The organism is Pseudomonas sp. A34-9 (assembly GCF_029543085.1).
Lineage (GTDB): Bacteria > Pseudomonadota > Gammaproteobacteria > Pseudomonadales > Pseudomonadaceae > Aquipseudomonas.
Map to the genome: position 1 here is coordinate 3,453,598 of NZ_CP119967.1, position 19,695 is coordinate 3,473,292.

Sequence of the window (19,695 nt, forward strand, 5' to 3'; positions counted from 1 at the left end):
TTGCGTGGGGCACTTCGGTGCGCCGGGATCCTTGAGCCTGGTCTGCTAACCCGCGTACAGCCGCCACCTCTTCGTTTAGCAGCGATGGTTGACGGCTCCGTTTTTCTCAAGGAGCTTCACCATGATCAAACCAACGCCAAACCCGCCCGAAACCGACCTCACCTCCCCCTACGAATCCCTCGATTCGAAAAAGCTCAACGACGCCGCCGACCGCGCCCTCGATCATTACCTCTGCCCGCCCGGGTCCACGCCACCTCCCCGTAGAACCCGCAGGATGTACGCCGTCACCGCGGACTTCAAAAATGAGGAGCTGCTGGCCGATGCCTTTGAAACCCTCGCCTCGGCAAGAACCATCGCCAATGACTTCGCCCATCTCATGCCTGCTTCGCAGCGTCGAACGCTGTTGGGCATTGCGCAACTGATCATGCTCGGGGAACTGGCGGTGAATCGGGTACTGGATAATTTGCAGGTGCCCGGTTGAGGCCGGGACTGTAAGCACTGGCTGAGTTCTTCAGTAACCCTCTGGCCCCTTCGCGAGCAAGCTCGCTCCCACGGTTGATCGCGTTCCAATGTGGGAGCGAGCCTGCTCGCGAAGACTGGCGTGTAAGCAACGCAATTCCATCAGACAAAAAAAGCCCCGCCACCCCGTGCAATCGGGCTGGCGGGTTTTTCCTTTTCGCGAGGCAAGATCAGCAGATCGCAGCCCTAGAGAAGCGTCTACAGGGAAAAAAAGCAGTTAGCGGTGAATTATTTCGTGTCCTCATGTATCTGAGCCAAAGAGCACGCGCCATCAAATAGATGGCATCTACGCGGCAAGATGGATTAGTAAAGAGAATACGCGGATGAAATCACGTAAAAACAGCGTCAAACCGATCGGCCTGAAAGACATCACCATCGTCGACGACGCCAAGATGCGCAAAGCCATTACGGCCGCCGCACTCGGCAATGCCATGGAATGGTTCGACTTCGGGGTCTACGGCTTTGTCGCCTATGTGCTCGGCAAGGTGTTTTTCCCGGGCGCCGATCCGGGCACGCAAATGATCGCCGCACTGGCGACGTTCTCGGTGCCGTTCCTGATTCGGCCGTTGGGTGGGCTGTTCTTCGGCGCACTGGGCGACAAGTACGGGCGGCAGAAAGTCCTCGCCGCGACCATCGTGATCATGTCGCTGAGCACCTTCGCCATCGGCCTGATTCCGTCTTATGCCTCGATTGGCATCTGGGCACCGATTCTGCTGTTATTGGCAAAAATGGCCCAAGGCTTCTCGGTGGGCGGCGAATACACCGGCGCGTCGATCTTCGTCGCCGAATATGCGCCGGACCGTAAACGCGGGTTTCTCGGCAGTTGGCTGGATTTCGGTTCGATTGCCGGTTTCGTTCTCGGTGCCGGCGTGGTGGTGTTGATTTCTTCGACGCTGGGTGAGGCGAAATTCGAAGAATGGGGCTGGCGCCTGCCGTTCTTCCTTGCCCTGCCGCTGGGCATGATCGGCCTCTACCTGCGCCACGCTCTGGAAGAAACCCCGGCGTTCCAGCAGCACGTCGAAAAACTCGAGCAAGGTGATCGCGAAGGCCTCGCCGGCGGACCGAAAGTCTCGTTCAAGGAAGTCGCGACCAAGCACTGGCGCAGCCTCATGACCTGCGTCGGCGTGGTGGCCGTGACTAACGTCACTTACTACATGCTGCTCACTTACATGCCGAGTTACCTGTCGCACAACCTGCACTACAGCGAAAACCGTGGCGTGCTGATCATCATCGCGATCATGGTGGGCATGTTGTTCGTGCAACCGGCCATTGGCTTCATCAGCGACAAGATCGGCCGCAAGCCCTTTATCGTCGTCGGCAGCATCGGTTTGTTCATTCTGGCGATTCCGGCGTTCATGCTGATCAACAGCGGCAAGATCGGCCTGATCTTCGCAGGCTTGCTGATGTTGGCCGTGCTGCTCAACTTTTTCATCGGCGTGATGGCCTCGACCTTGCCAGCAATGTTCCCCACGCACATCCGCTACAGCGCCCTGGCCGCGGCCTTCAACATTTCGGTGCTGATTGCCGGTTTGACCCCGACTGTCGTCGCCTGGTTGGTGGAAAGCACCAACGACCTGTACATGCCGGCTTATTACCTGATGGTCATTGCCGTGGTCGGCCTGGTTACTGGCGTGACCATGAAAGAAACCGCCAACAAACCACTGCGTGGCGCGGCACCGGCGGCTTCCGACCTGGAAGAAGCGAAAGAGTTGTTGCAGGAGCATCACGACAACATCGAGCAGAAGATCGAAGACATCGACGCTGAAATTGCTGAACTGGAAGCCAAACGCAAGAATCTGGTGCAGCAGCATCCGCGGATCAACGAATAAACAATCCGCCCTTGTGGCTGGGGAGCAAGTTCCCTGGCCACAAAGTCATTCGGGGTTCCAAGTCTGCGCCCCGGGATTTTTATCAGCTAGCCTTGATTGCTGAGCGTCATCAAGGAGCTGTCATGTTCAAGTTCATCAAAACCACAGTGATCGGCGGACTGCTATTTATTTTGCCGTTGGTGCTGATCTTCATCCTGATCGAAAAAGCCATTCACCTGCTGCGCGGACCGATGCAAAAGCTGCTGCCGATGTTCGAAGGTCATGATGTGGCGGGCGTGACCGTGGTGACGCTGGCCACGCTGCTGGGCCTGATCGTGCTGTGTTTTCTCGCAGGACTTCTGGCCAGGACCTCGGCGGCGGCCCGGGCGATTGAAGCCACCGAAGACAAAGTGCTGAGCAATCTGCCGGGTTATCAGTTGCTCAAGGACACCACGGCGCGGTTTGCCGGCATGGAGCACGCCGATGGGACGAAGGTCGGCATGATCGCCGTAGAGCAAGGCTGGCGACTGTGTCTGGTGGTGGACAGCAGCGACGACTGGCTTACGGTGTTCATGCCTGATGGCGGCACTTCCGGCGGCACGGCTGGGGAAGTTCGCTTGCTGCGCGCCTCTGAGGTAATCATGACCGACCTGTCATGGCTGGGACTGGCAGCAGGATTGCGTCGGGGCGGACGCGGTTTACTGGAGCAGATGCAACCATGGTTGCCGAAAACCTGATCTCTGGATGTTGAAGACCCTGTGGCGAGGGAGCTTGCTCCTTCGCTACGGTTGATCACTGATCGTTTGGCTTCTGCACCCTGCTTAGAATTCCATGGCAGATCAGCCCCAGCACACTGCGCATATGCCGGGCATGCGCTTCTCGATCCGGCGCCACTTCGGTCGCCAGTCGAATAAACGCCATGTTTGCGTACTGATTGAACAACGTCGCTGCGACGTCGATATCGACGGACTCGCGCACCTTGCCCTGCGCCTGAAAATGCGTCAGCAGCGCTTTGGTCTCTTCGATCACCGCCGCGTTCCAGGGGCTCAACGCCTGCGCCATCTCCCCCGTGAGCAGAAACGGCGCCAACTCGCGCCACAGCGAAGCCGGCATGGCATGCAGTTGGTAGTCGGTCATCAGCCCTTCGAACTCGCACAGCGCCTCCAGCGGATCGCTGTCGTCATCAAGATTGGCGCGGGCGTCGCGCATGGCCTGCTCGTCCGGTTGCTTGAGCAATGCCAGCAGAATCTCCTGTTTGCCGCCGAAGTAGTTGGTCACCGTCGGCGCGGAAACCGCCGCTGCATTGGCGATCTGCTCGAGCGTGGTCGCGCCGAAGCCGTTGCTGATAAACAGCTCCAGTGCCGCCTGCGCAATGACTTCCCTGCGCTGTTCCTTTTGCCGCTCTCTGAGTCCGCTCATGTCGTGCCTGCTGTGCCTTGCCAATGTGCTTCAGCCTACGGATATCTTTTTCTACCGACAAATATTTTCTTTACAAAAATATTTTTAAGTGACAAAACTTTACTCGTGCAGCGCAGCACCGAACGCACTCATTTGCCCTTTGCTCTGGAGATCCGCCATGTCCGCCGAATTCGATTCGACCCGCAGTACCCGCGATTACCAAGCCTCTGACGCCGCTCACCACATCCACGCGTTCGTTGATCAGAAGGCCCTCAACGAGGAAGGCCCGCGGGTGATGGTCAGCGGTGATCGGCTGGCGTTGTGGGACAACGATGGCAATCGTTACCTGGACGGCATGTCCGGCCTGTGGTGCACCAACCTCGGTTACGGACGCAAGGATCTCGCCGCTGCCGCGACCGCGCAGCTGGAACAACTGCCCTACTACAACATGTTCTTCCACACCACTCACCCGGCGGTAATCGAACTGTCCGAGCTGCTGTTCAGCCTGCTGCCCAGGCACTACAGCCACGCGATCTACACCAACTCCGGCTCTGAAGCCAACGAGGTGCTGATCCGCACCGTGCGCAAGTTCTGGCAAGTGATGGGCAAGCCCGAGAAGAAAATCATGATCGGCCGCTGGAACGGTTACCACGGCTCGACGCTGGCCGCGACGGCGCTGGGCGGTATGAAATTCATGCACGAAATGGGCGGCACCATTCCCGATGTGGCGCATATCGATGAACCGTACTGGTTCGCCCACGAAGGCAACCTCAGCCCGGAAGAATTTGGCCTGCAAGCGGCGCGGCAACTGGAACACAAGATTCTCGAACTGGGCGCCGACAAGGTCGCCGCGTTCGTCGCCGAACCGTTCCAGGGCGCGGGCGGCATGATCATTCCGCCGGCGACGTACTGGCCGGAAATTCAGCGCATCTGCCGTCAATACGATGTGTTGCTGTGTGCTGACGAGGTGATTGGCGGGTTCGGCCGCACCGGTGAATGGTTCGCGCATCAGGCGTTCGGTTTTGAACCCGACACGCTGTCGATCGCCAAGGGCCTGACCTCTGGTTACATCCCCATGGGTGGCCTGATTCTGTCGCGGCGCATGGCCGAGGCGCTGGTGGAAAAAGGTGGCGTGTTTGCCCACGGCCTGACGTATTCCGGGCACCCGGTGGCTGCCGCCGTGGCGATTGCCAACCTCAAGGCCTTGCGCGATGAGGGTGTGGTCACTCAGGTGAAAACCGACACCGGCCCGTACCTGCAAAACTGCCTGCGCGAAGTGTTTGGCAACCACCCGTTGGTGGGTGAGATTCAGGGTGTCGGGCTGGTGGCGGCGTTGCAGTTCGCTGAAGACAAGGCCACGCGCAAGCGTTTTGCCAACGAGAACGACATCGCCTGGCGCTGCCGCACGATCGGCTTTGAGGAGGGTTTGATCATTCGCTCGACGTTGGGCCGGATGATCATGGCCCCTGCCCTGATTGCCAACCGTGCGGAGCTTGATGAGCTGATCGACAAGACGCGGATTGCGGTGGATCGCACGGCGCGTGAGTACGGGGTGCTGTGATCGGCTGAAGTGATGGGTTGGCCGGGCTGACGCCTTCGCGAGCAAGCTCGCTCCCACATTTGGAATGCATTCCACTTTGACTGCCTGGTTGCAAATTTGGAATGCAACCCCTGTGGGAGCGAGCTTGCTCGCGAAGGGGCCGTCCGGAGAGAAACTCGGTGTGAGATCAATACCGTCGATTACTCAGCGCGCCGCTTGGTGTTAAATAGGCGCCAGTCTTAACCTTGTCGCTTATAGCTGTGCAACGAGAACCGATATGAACACCCCTTCCAAGAAAAACACCCCAATTCCAACAGCGGTGAACGCATGATCGAAGTCACCGAAGTTTCCATTGCCCAACTGCGTGCCGCGCTTGAGTCCGGCCAGACCACTTCGGTCGAGCTGGTGCAGGCTTATCTGGCGCGTATCGATGCCTACGACGGCGCCGACACCGCTACAGCGCTGAATGCCGTAGTCGTGCGCAATCCTGAAGCGTTGGACGAGGCACGGGCCTCCGATGCCCGTCGCGCCAAAGGCGAAACCCTGAGCCCGCTCGATGGCATTCCTTACACCGCCAAAGACAGCTATCTGGTCAAGGGCCTGACCGCCGCGTCCGGCAGCCCGGCCTTCGCTGATCTGGTTGCCTATCGCGATGCCTTCACCATCGAACGCCTGCGCGCCGCCGGGGCGATCTGCCTGGGCAAGACCAACATGCCGCCGATGGCCAATGGCGGTATGCAACGCGGCGTCTACGGTCGCGCCGAAAGTCCTTACAACGCCGATTACCTGACCGCGCCGTTTGCCTCCGGCTCGTCGAACGGTGCCGGCACCGCCACCGCCGCCAGTTTCGCTGCATTCGGTCTGGCTGAAGAAACCTGGTCGAGCGGGCGTGGCCCGGCGTCGAACAATGGCCTGTGCGCCTACACCCCGTCGCGCGGGGTGATCTCGGTGCGCGGCAACTGGCCGTTGACCCCGACCATGGACGTGGTCGTGCCTTACGCGCGGACCATGGCTGACCTGCTTGAAGTCCTCGACATCGTCGTGGCCGAAGACCCGGACACCCGTGGCGACCTCTGGCGCCTGCAACCGTGGGTGCCGATCCCGAGCGTCAACGAAGTGCGCCCCGCCGCTTACGCCGATCTGGCCGCCGACGCCAAAGCGCTGGCCGGTAAACGTTTCGCCGTACCGCGCATGTTCATCAATGCCGACTCTGAAGCCGGCACCAGCGAAGCACCGGGCATCGGTGGCCCGACCGGGCAACGCATCAACACCCGCGCCTCGGTGATCGACCTGTGGCAGCAGGCGCGCCAGGCCCTCGAAGCCGCCGGTGCCGAAGTCATCGAAACCGATTTCCCGCTGGTCTCCAACTGCGAAGGCGATCGTCCCGGCGCGCCCACCGTGTTCACCCGTGGCCTGGTCTCGAAAGAGTTCCTCCACCATGAACTGTGGGACCTGACTGCGTGGGCGTTCGACGACTTCCTGCAAGCCAACGGCGACCCGAAACTCAATCGTCTGGTCGACGTCGACGGGCCGAAAATCTTCCCGCACGAACCGGGCACGCTGCCTAACCGTGAGGGCGATCTGGTGGCGGGGATGGACGAATACGTGCGCATGGCCGAGCGCGGCATCACGCCGTGGAATGAAATCCCGACTGTGCCTGACGGCTTGCGTGGCCTGGAACAGACCCGACGCATCGACCTCGAAGACTGGATGGACACACTCGGCCTCGACGCTGTGCTGTTCCCGACTGTTGCCGATGTCGGCCCGGCGGACGCCGATGTCAACCCTGAGTCGGCCGACATCGCCTGGAGCAACGGCATCTGGGTGGCCAACGGCAACCTCGCGATCCGCCACCTCGGCGTACCGACCGTGACCGTGCCGATGGGTGTGATGGCCGACATCGGCATGCCGGTCGGCCTGACCTTCGCCGGCCGCGCCTACGACGACTCGAACCTGCTGCGCCTGGCCGCCGCGTTTGAATCGACTGGCAGCAAACGCCAGATCCCGCCGCGTACGCCGCCGCTGACGTAACGCTTTTAAAACTGTAGGAGTGAGCCTGCTCGCGATAGCGGTGTGTCAGTTAAATTTATCGAGACTGACACACCGCTATCGCGAGCAGGCTCACTCCTACAAGGGTTTGTGTGATGCCGTTCATTGAGCACATCCGCTCAATCTCCCGCGCTGTAAACACTTGATCATCCCAGCCATCTTAATTGCTGCTGGCCACTGACCATGATCGACCGCGCCCCCCTGCGTTTCACCCTCCTCGCGCTGCTCTGCAGTCTGAACACAACCGCCCACGCCAGCGGTTTTTTCGACGATGCCAAAAGCGACGTGCTCAGCCGCAACTTCTTTCTGAGCAATGACTATCGCTCGCCTTCACCCTCCGGCAAAAACTATAAACAAGAGTGGGCTCAAGGGCTTATCGGTACTTTCTCATCTGGATTCACATCCGGCACAGTCGGTTTCGGCATCGATGCCCACGCCTTCGCCGGGCTGAAACTGGACGGTGGCAAAGGGCATTCCGGGACCGGTCTGCTGCCAGTCGACAGCGACGGTCGCAGCGAAAACGACTATTCCAGCGCGGGCGGCGCGCTCAAGTTGAAAGCCTCGCGCACCACCCTCGCCTTCGGTGAAATGACCGTCGAAACCCCGGTGTTCGACACGTCCGACAAACGCTTGCAACCGGAGTACGCCACAGGCTTTCTGCTCAACAGCGCCGAGTTCGACCACCTCAATCTGGTGGCCGGGCATTTCACCGCGTTCAAGAACCAAGACAGCTCATCCGGCAAAGGCGATTTCTACGGCTATGGCGCCAATACCGAGGCCGGCGGGATCAGTTTTCTTGGCGCCGACCTGTTCACCGACAGTCCAGTGGGCGGCGCGTTGTATGCCTCGGATCTCAGCGACACTTGGCACCAGTACTACGGCAATCTGCATTTCAAACAATCGGGTTTATTGCTCGACGCCAACCTCTACCATACCCGCGACACCGGTCGAGCACTGGCAGGTGCCATCGATAACACCGCGTTCAGCCTGTCCGGAAAGTACGCCTTCGGCCCCCACGCGGTCATGCTCGGCTGGCAACGGATCAACGGCGACACGCCGTTCGACTTCGTCGGTGGCGACTCGATCTACCTCGCCAACTCGATCAAATACGCCGATTTCAACGGCGCCAACGAACGTTCCTGGCAAGCGCGCTACGACCTCGATCTCGGCGCCTTCGGCATTCCCGGTCTGAACTTCATGACTCGCTACGTCTCCGGCAGCCACATCGACGGCACCCACGCGCCAGAGGGCGGCGCCTACAACCCGTTCGATCCTGACAGTGGCCGTTACCAGCCACAGCAGGGCGACGGCGGCAAGCATTGGGAGCGCGATATCGATATGAAGTACGTCGTCCAGTCGGGCGCGGCAAAGGATCTGTCGGTGCAGGTATCGCATGTCTCGCACCGGGCCAATGCGGCGCAGGCCGGTGATGACATCGACCGGATCTACGTAGTCGTCCAGTACCCCTTGAGTTTCTGACAGCACGCGGTCGACCGTAGGCGTGAGCCCGGCATTGAAACATCTTCAAATAACAATATTTCTCGTTTGACACTAAATCCCCGCCGTCCCCCTCGTCTTTGAACAAACGGAATTTTTCCCTCAAAGACAAGGAGTCGGCTGCGATGTTCGCGCCCATTACCCGTTCCATGACCCTCACCATAGGCCTGTGCAGCGCTGCATTCAGCGCCGATCTGCTAGCTGAAACCGAAGCTGAAAAACCGTCGCAGCCTGCTAACACAGCGCTTCAGCTGGCGGCGACCAACGTCAGCGCGCAAGGCCTGGGCAGCACCACCGAAAACACCGAGTCCTACACCACCGGCGCCATGAGCACAGCGACGCGGCTGAACCTGTCGATCAAGGAAACCCCGCAATCGGTGTCGGTGATCACCCGTCAGCAGATGGATGATTTCAAACTCGGTACATTGTCCGAGGCGATGCGCCAGACCACGGGCGTGGTGGTGCAGCATCTGGATTCGGATCGGGTCAGCTATTCGTCGCGCGGTTATGCGATCAACAACTTCCAGATCGACGGGATGCTCAACACCTTCGATCGCATGAAGTCCGATTCCGACACCATCATTTACGACCGTATCGAGGTGGTGCGCGGTGCCACGGGGCTGACCACGGGGGCCGGTGATCCCTCGGCGACCATCAACATGGTGCGCAAGCGTCCGACTGCGCAATGGCAGGCGCTGGCCGGGGTCAGTGGCGGCAGCTACGACAATTATTACAGCTACGTCGATGTCGGCGGGCCGCTGGCTTTCGACGGACGCTTGCGCGGGCGGACGGTGTTGGCCTATCGCGACAACCAGTCGATCAAAGACAAATACGCGCTGCAACGGGAAGTCGGTTATGGCGTGCTGGAAGCCGATCTGACCGACTCTACCGTGCTGGCGGTCGGTTACGACTATCAGAACAAACATGTGCAAGGCTCGTCCTGGGGCACTGTGCCCTACTGGAATGCCGATGGCAGCAAGGCCGGCCTGGGACGTTCGACCAACATGGCGACGTCGTGGAGTTCCTGGCCGCTGCAAGACAAAACCGCATTCGCCACCCTTGATCAGCAACTGGCCGGCGGCTGGCGTCTGAAAGCGGCGTACACCCACCGCGACAGCGCGAGCGACGGCAAGGTCTATTACGGCGGTGCCGGTTTCCCCGAGGCCGACCGTAGCGGCATGCTCGCTTACACCTCGCACATGATCGGCACGCAGAAAATGCAGGCGTATGACTTCAACGTCTCCGGCCCCTACGCGTTGCTGGGTCGTGAGCACGAAATGATGTTCGGCTACGGAGAAGCTGAGCGCCGTTCGAACTCGCCGTACACCATTGCCGGCGCACGACCGAGCGATTACGGGAAAATCCGCGACTGGAAATACATGGGCGATATCGCCAAATTCAGCGATACCATCACCGACCTCACCGGTTCCAAAGACAATACCCGACAAAAAGCCGGCTACATCGCCACGCGCCTGAGCCTGACCGATGAACTGCACGCGGTGCTGGGCAGTCGCTACGGCAGTTGGGAGGCGTCCAGCACCAGCAACCGTTACGACGCCAACCGGCAACTGACCGAGGTCGATCACACGAGCCAGAAACAGAACGACGTCTGGACCCCTTATGCCGGTCTGTTGTACGACCTGACCCCGGAATACACGGCGTACGTCAGTTACACCGACATCTTCAAACCCCAGGGCAACCGCGACAAGAACCGTAAATACATCGACCCCGTGGTCGGCAAAAACTATGAAGTGGGCGTCAAAGGCAGTTTGCTCGAGGAACGCCTGAACCTGTCCACGGCGCTGTTCTGGAGTAAACAGGACAATGTCGCCGAACTCGACAACTCGGTCCCGGCGGATCCGGTGACCCGCGAGCAGTTCTACAAATCCGGAGGCAAGGGCAACAAGGTCAACGGCTTTGAGGCTGAAGTGTCCGGCGAAATCCTGCAGGGCTGGAACATGACCGCCGGTTACACCTATACCCACTCGGTCAACGGCGACAGCGAGCGCACCAACACCAATCAGCCGATGAACCTGTTACGCGTCTCTACGGCGTACCGTTTGCCGGGCGAATGGCAGGCGCTGACCGTCGGCGGCGCGGTGAACTGGCAAAGCGATGTGTATGGCACGTCGAGCCGACCGGTTGGCGGCGACACAGAGCAGGCGCGCATCAACCAGAGCGCCTACACCGTGGTCAACCTGATGTCGCGCTACGCGTTCGATCGACACCTGTCGGCGTCGCTGAACGTCAACAACCTGTTCGACAAGAAGTATTACGACAACGTCGGCTTCTATAACGGCGTGTATTGGGGCGATCCGCGCACGGTGACGCTGAGTCTCGACTGGAAGCTCTGACCTGCCCCTTCGACGCGGTGCTCTGGACTTGATGTGCACCGCGTCTGTCAGTTATCGCGTCGCAACATGCCGCAAAACCTCAACTTAACCGGCGTTAACCCGGTGTTAATTCATGCCATCCAGACTCTCTTCCGAGATCTGTTTCATGGACGAACGGCTCCCACTTGTTCAGTAGGAGGCACCATGAAAATCACCACCGCAATTGTTGCCGGGCTGTTTGCCCTGGGTTCTGCCAGCGTCTTTGCCGAAGGCGGCGCTGAGCGTATGCGTTATTACTACAACAACTTCCCGGTTCACCACGCCCAGAGCGCGCAGCAGAGCGACGCCAACGCAAAAGAAATTCGCGTTCCCGCCGACCAGACGGCGCAAGTGACCGAGTCTTACCGCGACTGAGATTGACCGAGCAACCGATGGACCTTCCCTGGCTCCGCTCTGGCCCGGGAGAAGACAGTTTGGCGCCCTGATTGGGGCGCCTTTTTTATGGGCATTGAGTTAGGTGTTCGGCTTTCTACCGTGGCGAATTCGCCCCTCACCCCAGCCCTCTCCCCAAGGGAGAGGGAGCTGATTTGTGTGCTCTTCAAAACTTGAGTTCGGCTCGATATTTCAGGTCGGCGTATTTACTCCAATCAACTCGGTCAGTCCCCTCTCCCTCTGGGAGAGGGTTAGGGTGAGGGCCTTCTAGGCCTGCAGATTCTTGATCCAGAACAGCATGCGCCCGTGATTCGGGTCGAACATCCCCGGCGCGAAGCCGAACTTGCTGTAGGCGTTCTGCGCGACGGCGTTGCCTTCCAGCACTTCGAGGGTGATCTTGCAGCAGCCGCGCTGGCGAGAGATTTCCTCGACTTTCTGCAGCATTTTCTGACTCAGGCCGAGGCCGCGAAACTTCCCCACCACCGCCACGTCGTGGATGTTGACCAATGGCTTGCAGGCAAACGTGGAGAACCCTTCAAAGCAGTTCACCAGCCCCGCCGGTTCCCCCCCGACAAAGGCCAACACGCTGAATGCATACGGGCGTCGGGCCAGTTCTTCGGGCAGTCGACGCAACATGTCAGGGTCGAGCGAATGACCGCCGCCCATGGGGTCTTCTGCGTAATGATTGAGCACGATACCGATGGCCTCGGCGTGCGTTGGATTGCTGTAACTGGCTTGAAGCACAAGAATCTCTGCGGAATCCATTTCCATCCCCGAACACACAAAAGCCCCGGCGCGCAAAGTGCGTGCTGAAAGGCTGTCTGACCTTAGCGCGAGTGTGGACCGGCCGACAATCGTAAAGATCAAAAGATCGCAGCCTGCGGCAGCTCCTGCACACGATTACCTGTAGGAGCTGCCGCAGGCTGCGATCTTTTGCTTTGTCAGTGTCCCCAGATCAATTCCTCGGTCCAGCCAAGTTCAGCAAAATCTTCAGCACGCAGCTCACTTTCTCCGACACAAAAGAACTCATCCAGTTGCGGCGGCTTCACTGCGGTATCGCTGAGCATCGCATGCACCTGGCCCCGGTGATGAATCTGGTGTTCAAACAGGTGCGACAGCATGCGCAAACGGCTGTCGTGCTGCGGCGTGTCGCGGGCGATGGTGACGATCCGGGCCAGATCGGCATCGCGCAGTTGCTCGCAATAGGCGATCAGGCGTTGATCAACGTGCGCCTGCTCTTGGCGCAGTTGCGGGCCGTCAGTGAACGGCTCATCGACGTTGAAAAACACATAGCAGTCGGGATGCGGCTCAGCCCCGCGCAGCTCGCGTTCCAGTGCATCGACGTAGAACCAGTCGCAGGTGAGGATGTGATTGAGGGTCAGACGAATGCTCGGGAAGAAACTCACCCTGGGGGCGGCCAGATCTGCCGCACCGAGCTGGCTCCAGGCCTTGGCCAGACGATGATTGGCCCAGGCATTCTGGTAAGCCATCGTCAACAGGTGATGGGAAAGCGGTTGGCTCATGTCGGCGCCCTCTTCACTCAAGTTTCGGCAAAGCGCTGCAGTTGCATCTCCTGCAAACGACTGAGGGTGCGGCGGAACGGGAATTCCAGGTAACCCTCGGTGTACAGCGCATCCATTGGCACTTGCGCCTCGATGTACAGCGGTACTTTGCGGTCATAGCACTCGTCGACCAACGCGATGAAGCGCCGCACGCCATCATCGTGAACCGACAATTGCGGCAGCTCGCGGTCACCTGCAACGACCCGCTGCGCGCCATCTTCAGTGCCGCGCGCGATGCGCCCTTCGCGTTTTTGGGCGCTGAGGTTCGGCACCTCGCTCAACAGAATAGCCGTGTAGCGATCGCACAGCGCGATGAAATCCATGGCGGCGAACGGCTGCTCGCAGAGATCCGCATAGCGACACCACAACACCGATTCGCTGGCCTGCACTACGTGCAACTGACGATGACCGACCGACACCGGTTCGCTGCTGGCGGGCTGTCCGGCGGTCAACGCCTGAAAGACTTCTTCCAGCGCGCTGGCCGGGGATGTGGCGACAAAGTAGCGTTGCAGGCCGGCCCCCGGATGCAAGCGATGATCCTCGGCACCATTCACCGCCACCACCTGCATATGCGCCTTGATCGCGGCAATTGCCGGTACGAAGCGATCGCGGTTGAAGCCATCGGCGTACAAATCATCCGGCGGCAGGTTGGACGTGCAGACGATGACCACGCCTTCGTCGAACATCACCTGAAACAGCCGACCGAGAATGATCGCGTCACCGATGTCGTTGACGAACAGCTCATCGAAACACAGCACCCGCACCTCGGATGCCAGCTCCCTGGCCAGCGCGCGCAACGGATCGGCAATCCCGGTCAACTGGAACGAACGCTGATGCACCCAGCCCATGAAATGATGAAAGTGTTGGCGTCGCGCCGGTACGCGCAGGCTCTGATAGAACTGATCCATCAGCGACGTCTTGCCGCGCCCGACCGGGCCCCACAGGTAAACGCCGGTGACCGAACGGGCACCGGCGTGCAGCGCTTCATGGCATTTTTGCAGTGCCCAGACCGCGTGTTCCTGAGCTTCATCCTGGATGAAGCCCTTGTGTTGAACGGCGTGTTGCCAGGCGCTGAGGGGGGAGTCGAAAGTCATGCGCGGCAGTATGCCACGATGCTTACAGGGAAATATCCAGGCGGGCGATTTTCCCTGCTCGTTCAACCGGAACGTGTAGCGCAGCGTGTCAGTAACGAACAGTTTGACTGACACGCTGCATTCGCGAGCAGGCCCGCTCCCACTGGAATATGTTGCGCCGGTTAAATATCCACTTTGTGTCGGGCGGCGTAGAGGCAGAGCATTTCCATCGCCAGTGTGGCGGCGGCCAATGAGGTGACTTCGGCGTGGTCGTAGGCCGGAGCGACTTCGACCACGTCCATCCCGACCAGATTGATCCCGCGCAAACCACCGAGAATCTCCAGCGCCTGCACGGTGCTCAAGCCCCCGCAGACAGGCGTTCCGGTGCCGGGAGCGAACGCCGGATCCAGACAGTCGATGTCAAACGTCAAGTACACCGGGTTATCGCCAACCCGGGCGCGGATCGCTTCGACAATCGCTTCGCAGCCACGGCGATGCACCTGTCGGGCGTCCAGCACCTGAAAACCCATGTGATCGTCATTGGTCGTGCGCAAGCCGATCTGAACCGAACGCGCCGGATCGACCAGACCTTCGCGCGCCGCGTGCCAGAACATGGTGCCGTGATCGACGCGTTTACCCTCTTCGTCCGGCCAGGTGTCGCTGTGCGCATCGAAATGAATCAGCGACAGCGTGCCGTGCTTGCGCGCATGGGCCTTGAGCAGCGGATAACTGATGAAGTGATCGCCGCCAAACGTGAGCATGGCGCTGCCGGCATTGAGAATCTGTTCGGCGTGGGCTTCGATGCTTTCCGGGACGGTGTGTGGCGAGCCGTAATCGAAATCGCAGTCGCCGTAATCAATGACCGCCAGATGATCGAACGGGTCAAACGTCCACGGCCAGTGGCGTTCCCAGGCGATTCCGGTGGAGGCGGCGCGAATCCCCCGTGGCCCGAAACGTGCGCCGGGGCGATTGCTGGTGGCCGTGTCGAACGGCACGCCGCTGACCGCGACATCGACGCCGCGCAGGTCACGGCTGTAACGCCGGCGCATGAAACTGGTGATGCCGGCGTAGGTGCTTTCGGCGGCGGTGCCATAAAGGCTGTCACGGGTCAGGGCCTGGTCGTTTTGCATGGGCGCATCCATCGTGGTGCTCCTGTTGTTATTGGTGGCTACGGAAAGTGGTCCACAGACGCGTGCGCTGACGCATGTCCTTGAGGCTCATGCTGCGATCGGCATAGAGCCGCGCGCGCACCTCGCTCGGTGGGTAGATGTCGGGATCGTTGCGCACGGCTTCATCCACCAATGGCGTGGCGGCCTGGTTGGCGGTGGCAAAAAACAGCGTGTTGGTCAGTTCGGCCACCGAGTCCGGCCGCAGCATGAATTCAATGAACGCCCGCGCAGCTTCGGGGTGCGGCGCATCTTTGGGGATGGCCAGATTGTCTTGCCACACCAGCGTGCCCTCCTTGGGAATGCGATACGCCACTTCGAAGGGTTTATTGGCCTTGTGCGCTTGATCAGCGGCCATGCTCGCGTCGCCGTTGTACGTCAGCGCAAGGCACACGTTGCCGCTGGCCAGGTCATTGATCTGCCGGCCGGTGGCGACGTAGAGCACCGACGGCTGAAGTTTCTGCAACAACGCTTCGGCGGCGGCCAGATCGTTCTTGTCCGTGCTGTAGGGATCTTTACCCAGGTAATGCAGGGCCAGTCCGATGACCTCTTGCGGCGAATCGAGGATCGCGATGCCGCAGTCTTTCAGCTTGCTGGCGTTCTCGGGCTTGAACAGCAGATCGAGGCTGTTCAGCGGCACATCGGGCAAGCGCTGCTTCACCGCCTCAACGTTCATTCCCAGACCCAAGGTGCCCCAGGTGTACGGCACACCGTAGCGATTACCGGGGTCGACGGCGGCCATTTTTTCCAGCAAGTCCGGATCAAGGTTGGCGTAGCCCTTGAGGCCTTCGTGGGGGATTTCTTTCAACGCACCCGCCGCGAGTCCTCGCGCCAGAACGCTGGACGACGGCACCACCACGTCATAGCCGCTACCACCGGTGAGCAACTTGGTCTCCAGCACCTCGGAGGTGTCGAAGGTGTCGTAACGCACATGGATACCGGTTTCCTGCTCGAACCGTTGCAGGGTTTGCGGCGGCACGTAATCGGCCCAGCTGTAGAGATTTAGCATGTTGTCCTCGGCCTGAGCCTGAAGAGCCACGGACAACAGCAGCGCGGGGAAACACAGCTTGAACACGAGAGCCATGACGAACACCTGACCGGAGGAAGTGGTTGCAGGATGCGCGGTTCGATACATTAGAAAAATAGCCGAATAATTATCCTGACTTTATCCCGGAGTAATGTGATGTTGGGTCAACTGCACGACGTGGATTTGCAACTGTTGCGCCTGTTTGTACGGGTGGTCGAGTGCGGTGGTTTCAGTGCAGCCCAAGGGGATCTGGGCCTGAGCCAGTCGAGCATCAGCCAGCAAATGGCCAAACTGGAAACCCGCCTCGGCTATCGCCTGTGCAGTCGCGGCAAGGGCGGTTTCAGTGTCACGCCCAAGGGTGAGCAGTTGCTGATCGCGGTGCGCACGTTGTTTGAATCGATTGAAACGTTCCGCCATCAATCCAACGGTGTTGCCGGACGCTTGATCGGTGAAGTGCGCCTGGGGATCTCCGAGTCGGTCGATCAGTCGGTGTTGCAGCGAGTGGCGCTGGCGATCCGACGCTTTCGCGAGCGCGACGAGTCTGTACGCATCGAACTGATCAGTGCCATGCCCGGCGAAATGGAACGGCTGCTGTTGCAGCAGCGACTGGATCTGGCGATCGGCTATTTCTCGCAAGTGCAAAGTGCCTTCGACTATCGCCAGTTGTTCAGCGAAACCCAGCATTTGTACTGCGCTGCCGGCCATCCCTTGTTTACCGATGTAGCGCCGAGTGATGCCGCCCTGCAGGCCTGCGACCGAGTCGATCACCCCTATCGGTTTTTGCGCAGCGACGAACCGTTTCAGGGCAAGGTCTGCTCGGCGCGGTCGGAGCAGGTTGAAGGCACGCTGACCTTTATTCTGTCCGGCAAACATGTCGGTTATCTGCCGGATCACTATGCGCGCAGCTGGCAAGCCAAGGGCCTGCTGCGGCCAATCCGCGAGGGCGAGTTGAGTTTCGAGGTGGCGTTTCATCTGGCCCGGCATCGGGCGCAGGTGCCGGGGGATGCGCAAAAAGCCTTTGAAGAGGATCTGCTCGCAGCGTTCTCCTGAGACATCTCCCTGTAGGAGCTGCCGCAGGCTGCGATCTTTTGCTCTTAAAAGATCGCCACCTCGTTTCACTCGACAGCGCCTGCACCGGCGTTTACCGCTAGCGGCCAATAAAACCTGACCTTTCAGGCAGTTATTGCTCGTTGCCCTCGCCGCCCTCTTCCGGCATCCTGCGCCTCCATTTTCTGACCCGGCCCCGCCTCGCGGCGCGCAAAACACCATGACCGCCTCTGAAAAAGCCCCGCGCAACAACGACCTGATCTATGGTCTCAACGACCGCCCGCACCTGACCGCCACCGTATTTGCCGCGCTGCAACACGTGTTGGCGAGCTTCGTCGGCATTATCACCCCGACCCTGATCATGGGCGGCGCCCTCGGTCTGCATAGTGAAATCCCCTACCTGATCAGTATGGCGCTGTTCGTTTCCGGCCTCGGCACCTTCGTCCAGGCCAAGCGCTTCGGCCCGGTCGGTTCGGGATTGTTGTGCCTGCAAGGCACCAGTTTTTCCTTTATCAGCGTGATTCTCAGCGCCGGTTTCATGGTCAAGGCGCGCGGTGGCGGCACCGATGAAATTCTCTCGACGATCTTCGGCGTGTGTTTTTTCGCCGCGTTCATCGAAGTGGTGCTGAGTCAGTTCATCGGCAAACTGCGCATGCTGATCACCCCGGTGGTCACCGGCACCATCATCACGTTGATGGGCCTGTCGCTGATCAAAGTGGCAATGACCGACATTGCCGGCGGTTTCGGCGCGCCGGATCTGGGGGCTGCCAGCCATCTCTTTCTGGCAGCGCTGGTGATCGGCACCATCGTCGTGCTGAACCGCGTCGACGTGCCGTTTCTGCGCCTGGGCGCGATCGTTATCGGCCTCACTCTGGGTTATGTGGTTGCGTGGCTGATGGGCACCGTGGATTTCGCCTCGATGCCCGAGGTGCCGCTGGTCAGCGTGCCGGTGCCGTTCAAGTACGGTTTCAACTTCGACTGGGTGGCGTTCGTGCCGGTGGCGGTGATTTTCCTCGTGTCGCCGCTGGAAGCTGCCGGTGACCTGACAGCCAACTCGATGATCTCCCGGCAACCGGTCAAAGGCCCGCTGTACATCCGCCGAATCAAATCCGGCCTGCTCGCCGACGGCCTCAACTCGGCGATGGCTGCCGTGTTCAACAGCATGCCAATGGTGACCTTCGCGCAGAACAACGGCGTGATTCAGCTCACCGGCGTGGCCAGCCGCTACGTCGCCTTCTTCATTGCCGGTCTGCTGGTGCTGCTGGGGCTGTTCCCGATGATCGGCGCGGTGCTGCAGTTGATGCCCAAACCGGTACTGGGTGGCGCCGAACTGGTGATGTTCGGCACCGTCGCGGTGGCCGGCATCAAGATCCTTGCCGAGGCGGGCCTGCATCGGCGCAACATGCTGATCGTGGCGATTTCGCTAGGCATGGGCCTGGGCATTGCGGCGGTCCCGGAAGTGTTGCGCGAGCTGCCGCAAGCGCTGCGCAACATCTTCGAATCGCCGATCACCGTCGGTGCGTTGTGCGCTATCGTGCTGAACATCTTTCTGCCGGAAGAATTCATCGAGCTGGAAGAAGACGATTTCGACCCGGAAGCTTCTATTCTTCAGGTCATGGAAAACCCGGACATGCCGGCCAAAGGTGAACCTGCTCCGGCGGCGGCTGTCGCACAGTTGAACCGCTAACGTCTGGCCTTTGATAGAAAGGGCTGAGCCGGTGACGGTTCAGCCCTTTTTTGTTGAGAGACTGTTTATGCGCCGTTTTCAAGCCGTCATTCTGTCACTGCTCCTGCTGTCCCTCAGCGCCTGTGCGCTATTCCCCAACCGTGATCCGGTGAACATCAACGTGGTCGGCCTGGAGCCGTTGCCGAGTCAGGATCTGGAAGTGCGCTTCGCCCTGAAAATTCGCGTACAGAACCCCAATGAGACGGCCATCGACTACAACGGCATCGCCCTGGATCTGGAGGTCAACGGCCATTCGCTGGCCTCGGGCGTGAGCGATCAGAGCGGTTCGATCCCGCGTTTTTCCGAAACCATTGTCAGCGTGCCGGTGAGCATTTCCGCGTTCTCGGTCCTGCGCCAGACGCTGGGGCTGAGCCAGACGCAAACCCTCAATAACCTGCCCTACGTGCTGCGCGGCAAGCTTGCCGGCGGTCTGTTTGGCACCATGCGCTTCGTCGACAGCGGCAAGCTCAGCCTGCCCAAGGCCACTGCCGCTACCTGGTAAAAATGCGCTAGCCTGC

Annotated in this window: 17 protein-coding genes; 11 read left to right on the forward strand and 6 right to left on the reverse strand. The window is 60.1% G+C overall.

All coding sequences use genetic code 11. From position 1 onward, the window contains the following. The first annotated feature begins 121 nt into the window (after positions 1-121). From P3G59_RS15310 to P3G59_RS15320, 3 genes are all read left to right on the forward strand, one after another. Positions 122-481, forward strand: coding sequence for a DUF6124 family protein (locus P3G59_RS15310; RefSeq protein WP_277757900.1), 360 nt, complete (start codon positions 122-124; stop codon positions 479-481). A 361-nt stretch (positions 482-842) separates the two neighbouring features. Beyond that, on the forward strand, positions 843-2,348 hold the full coding sequence (gene proP / locus P3G59_RS15315; protein ID WP_277757901.1) for a glycine betaine/L-proline transporter ProP: 1,506 nt from the start codon (positions 843-845) through the stop codon (positions 2,346-2,348). A gap of 122 nt (positions 2,349-2,470) precedes the next feature. Beyond that, entirely contained in the window at positions 2,471-3,064 is a 594-nt protein-coding gene (locus P3G59_RS15320; RefSeq protein ID WP_277757902.1) for a hypothetical protein, read from the forward strand. A 55-nt stretch (positions 3,065-3,119) separates the two neighbouring features. Here the strand turns inward: P3G59_RS15320 and P3G59_RS15325 are convergent, their stop codons facing one another. Next, complete coding sequence (locus P3G59_RS15325; RefSeq protein WP_277757903.1) at positions 3,120-3,746, reverse strand: TetR/AcrR family transcriptional regulator; 627 nt, start codon at positions 3,744-3,746, stop codon at positions 3,120-3,122. A gap of 157 nt (positions 3,747-3,903) precedes the next feature. Between P3G59_RS15325 and P3G59_RS15330 the strand changes: the two genes are divergently transcribed. The 5 genes from P3G59_RS15330 (at position 3,904) to P3G59_RS15350 (ending at position 11,558) form a co-directional block, all read left to right on the forward strand. Then, complete coding sequence (locus tag P3G59_RS15330; protein ID WP_277757904.1) at positions 3,904-5,286, forward strand: aspartate aminotransferase family protein; 1,383 nt, start codon at positions 3,904-3,906, stop codon at positions 5,284-5,286. 306 nt (positions 5,287-5,592) lie between these two features. Beyond that, the gene (locus tag P3G59_RS15335) at positions 5,593-7,296 is read left to right on the forward strand and encodes an amidase (RefSeq protein WP_277757905.1); all 1,704 of its coding nucleotides are present in this window, start codon (positions 5,593-5,595) and stop codon (positions 7,294-7,296) included. A gap of 201 nt (positions 7,297-7,497) precedes the next feature. Next, the gene (locus P3G59_RS15340; protein ID WP_277757906.1) at positions 7,498-8,793 is read left to right on the forward strand and encodes an OprD family porin; all 1,296 of its coding nucleotides are present in this window, start codon (positions 7,498-7,500) and stop codon (positions 8,791-8,793) included. Positions 8,794-8,936: 143 nt separating this feature from the next. Next, positions 8,937-11,165: a TonB-dependent siderophore receptor gene (locus P3G59_RS15345; protein ID WP_277757907.1), complete on the forward strand. Its 2,229-nt coding sequence runs from the start codon at positions 8,937-8,939 to the stop codon at positions 11,163-11,165. Between the two features lie 183 nt (positions 11,166-11,348). Beyond that, positions 11,349-11,558 (forward strand): hypothetical protein, encoded by a 210-nt coding sequence (locus tag P3G59_RS15350; RefSeq protein ID WP_277757908.1) that lies wholly within the window; start codon positions 11,349-11,351, stop codon positions 11,556-11,558. A 285-nt stretch (positions 11,559-11,843) separates the two neighbouring features. On the opposite strand, the gene P3G59_RS15355 is transcribed toward P3G59_RS15350, so the two are convergent. From P3G59_RS15355 to P3G59_RS15375, 5 genes are all read right to left on the reverse strand, one after another. Next, a complete protein-coding gene (locus P3G59_RS15355) occupies positions 11,844-12,341 on the reverse strand; it encodes a GNAT family N-acetyltransferase (RefSeq protein ID WP_277757909.1) in 498 nt (165 codons plus the stop codon). Between the two features lie 176 nt (positions 12,342-12,517). Further along, complete coding sequence (locus tag P3G59_RS15360) at positions 12,518-13,099, reverse strand: DinB family protein (protein ID WP_277757910.1); 582 nt, start codon at positions 13,097-13,099, stop codon at positions 12,518-12,520. Positions 13,100-13,116: 17 nt separating this feature from the next. Beyond that, entirely contained in the window at positions 13,117-14,232 is a 1,116-nt protein-coding gene (zapE, locus tag P3G59_RS15365) for a cell division protein ZapE (protein ID WP_277757911.1), read from the reverse strand. 161 nt (positions 14,233-14,393) lie between these two features. After that, positions 14,394-15,353 carry an agmatinase gene (gene speB / locus P3G59_RS15370; RefSeq protein ID WP_277757912.1) on the reverse strand — a complete coding sequence of 320 codons (960 nt, stop codon included), beginning with the start codon at positions 15,351-15,353 and terminating at the stop codon, positions 14,394-14,396. Between the two features lie 16 nt (positions 15,354-15,369). Next, positions 15,370-16,461 (reverse strand): polyamine ABC transporter substrate-binding protein, encoded by a 1,092-nt coding sequence (locus P3G59_RS15375; protein ID WP_277757913.1) that lies wholly within the window; start codon positions 16,459-16,461, stop codon positions 15,370-15,372. Between the two features lie 99 nt (positions 16,462-16,560). Here P3G59_RS15375 and P3G59_RS15380 point away from each other — a divergent pair, with 99 nt between their 5' ends. The 3 genes from P3G59_RS15380 (at position 16,561) to P3G59_RS15390 (ending at position 19,679) form a co-directional block, all read left to right on the forward strand. Then, positions 16,561-17,454 carry a LysR family transcriptional regulator gene (locus P3G59_RS15380; protein WP_277757914.1) on the forward strand — a complete coding sequence of 298 codons (894 nt, stop codon included), beginning with the start codon at positions 16,561-16,563 and terminating at the stop codon, positions 17,452-17,454. Positions 17,455-17,671: 217 nt separating this feature from the next. Further along, positions 17,672-19,138, forward strand: a complete 1,467-nt coding sequence (locus P3G59_RS15385) for a nucleobase:cation symporter-2 family protein (RefSeq protein ID WP_277757915.1) — start codon at positions 17,672-17,674, stop codon at positions 19,136-19,138. 67 nt (positions 19,139-19,205) lie between these two features. After that, the gene (locus P3G59_RS15390) at positions 19,206-19,679 is read left to right on the forward strand and encodes an LEA type 2 family protein (RefSeq protein ID WP_277757916.1); all 474 of its coding nucleotides are present in this window, start codon (positions 19,206-19,208) and stop codon (positions 19,677-19,679) included. The last annotated feature ends 16 nt before the right edge of the window (positions 19,680-19,695 follow it).

What these genes read in the sequence shown, in the direction of transcription:
- P3G59_RS15335 (WP_277757905.1), top strand. Translation starts at nt 5,593, where the DNA reads ATGATCGAAGTCACCGAAGTTTCCATTGCCCAACTGCGTGCCGCGCTT.
- proP (WP_277757901.1), top strand. Translation starts at nt 843, where the DNA reads ATGAAATCACGTAAAAACAGCGTCAAACCGATCGGCCTGAAAGACATC.
- P3G59_RS15385 (WP_277757915.1), top strand. Translation starts at nt 17,672, where the DNA reads ATGACCGCCTCTGAAAAAGCCCCGCGCAACAACGACCTGATCTATGGT.
- P3G59_RS15360 (WP_277757910.1), bottom strand. Translation starts at nt 13,099, where the DNA reads ATGAGCCAACCGCTTTCCCATCACCTGTTGACGATGGCTTACCAGAAT.
- P3G59_RS15350 (WP_277757908.1), top strand. Translation starts at nt 11,349, where the DNA reads ATGAAAATCACCACCGCAATTGTTGCCGGGCTGTTTGCCCTGGGTTCT.
- P3G59_RS15320 (WP_277757902.1), top strand. Translation starts at nt 2,471, where the DNA reads ATGTTCAAGTTCATCAAAACCACAGTGATCGGCGGACTGCTATTTATT.
- P3G59_RS15310 (WP_277757900.1), top strand. Translation starts at nt 122, where the DNA reads ATGATCAAACCAACGCCAAACCCGCCCGAAACCGACCTCACCTCCCCC.
- P3G59_RS15330 (WP_277757904.1), top strand. Translation starts at nt 3,904, where the DNA reads ATGTCCGCCGAATTCGATTCGACCCGCAGTACCCGCGATTACCAAGCC.
- speB (WP_277757912.1), bottom strand. Translation starts at nt 15,353, where the DNA reads ATGGATGCGCCCATGCAAAACGACCAGGCCCTGACCCGTGACAGCCTT.
- P3G59_RS15375 (WP_277757913.1), bottom strand. Translation starts at nt 16,461, where the DNA reads ATGGCTCTCGTGTTCAAGCTGTGTTTCCCCGCGCTGCTGTTGTCCGTG.
- P3G59_RS15340 (WP_277757906.1), top strand. Translation starts at nt 7,498, where the DNA reads ATGATCGACCGCGCCCCCCTGCGTTTCACCCTCCTCGCGCTGCTCTGC.
- P3G59_RS15380 (WP_277757914.1), top strand. Translation starts at nt 16,561, where the DNA reads ATGTTGGGTCAACTGCACGACGTGGATTTGCAACTGTTGCGCCTGTTT.
- P3G59_RS15355 (WP_277757909.1), bottom strand. Translation starts at nt 12,341, where the DNA reads ATGGATTCCGCAGAGATTCTTGTGCTTCAAGCCAGTTACAGCAATCCA.
- P3G59_RS15390 (WP_277757916.1), top strand. Translation starts at nt 19,206, where the DNA reads ATGCGCCGTTTTCAAGCCGTCATTCTGTCACTGCTCCTGCTGTCCCTC.
- P3G59_RS15325 (WP_277757903.1), bottom strand. Translation starts at nt 3,746, where the DNA reads ATGAGCGGACTCAGAGAGCGGCAAAAGGAACAGCGCAGGGAAGTCATT.
- P3G59_RS15345 (WP_277757907.1), top strand. Translation starts at nt 8,937, where the DNA reads ATGTTCGCGCCCATTACCCGTTCCATGACCCTCACCATAGGCCTGTGC.
- zapE (WP_277757911.1), bottom strand. Translation starts at nt 14,232, where the DNA reads ATGACTTTCGACTCCCCCCTCAGCGCCTGGCAACACGCCGTTCAACAC.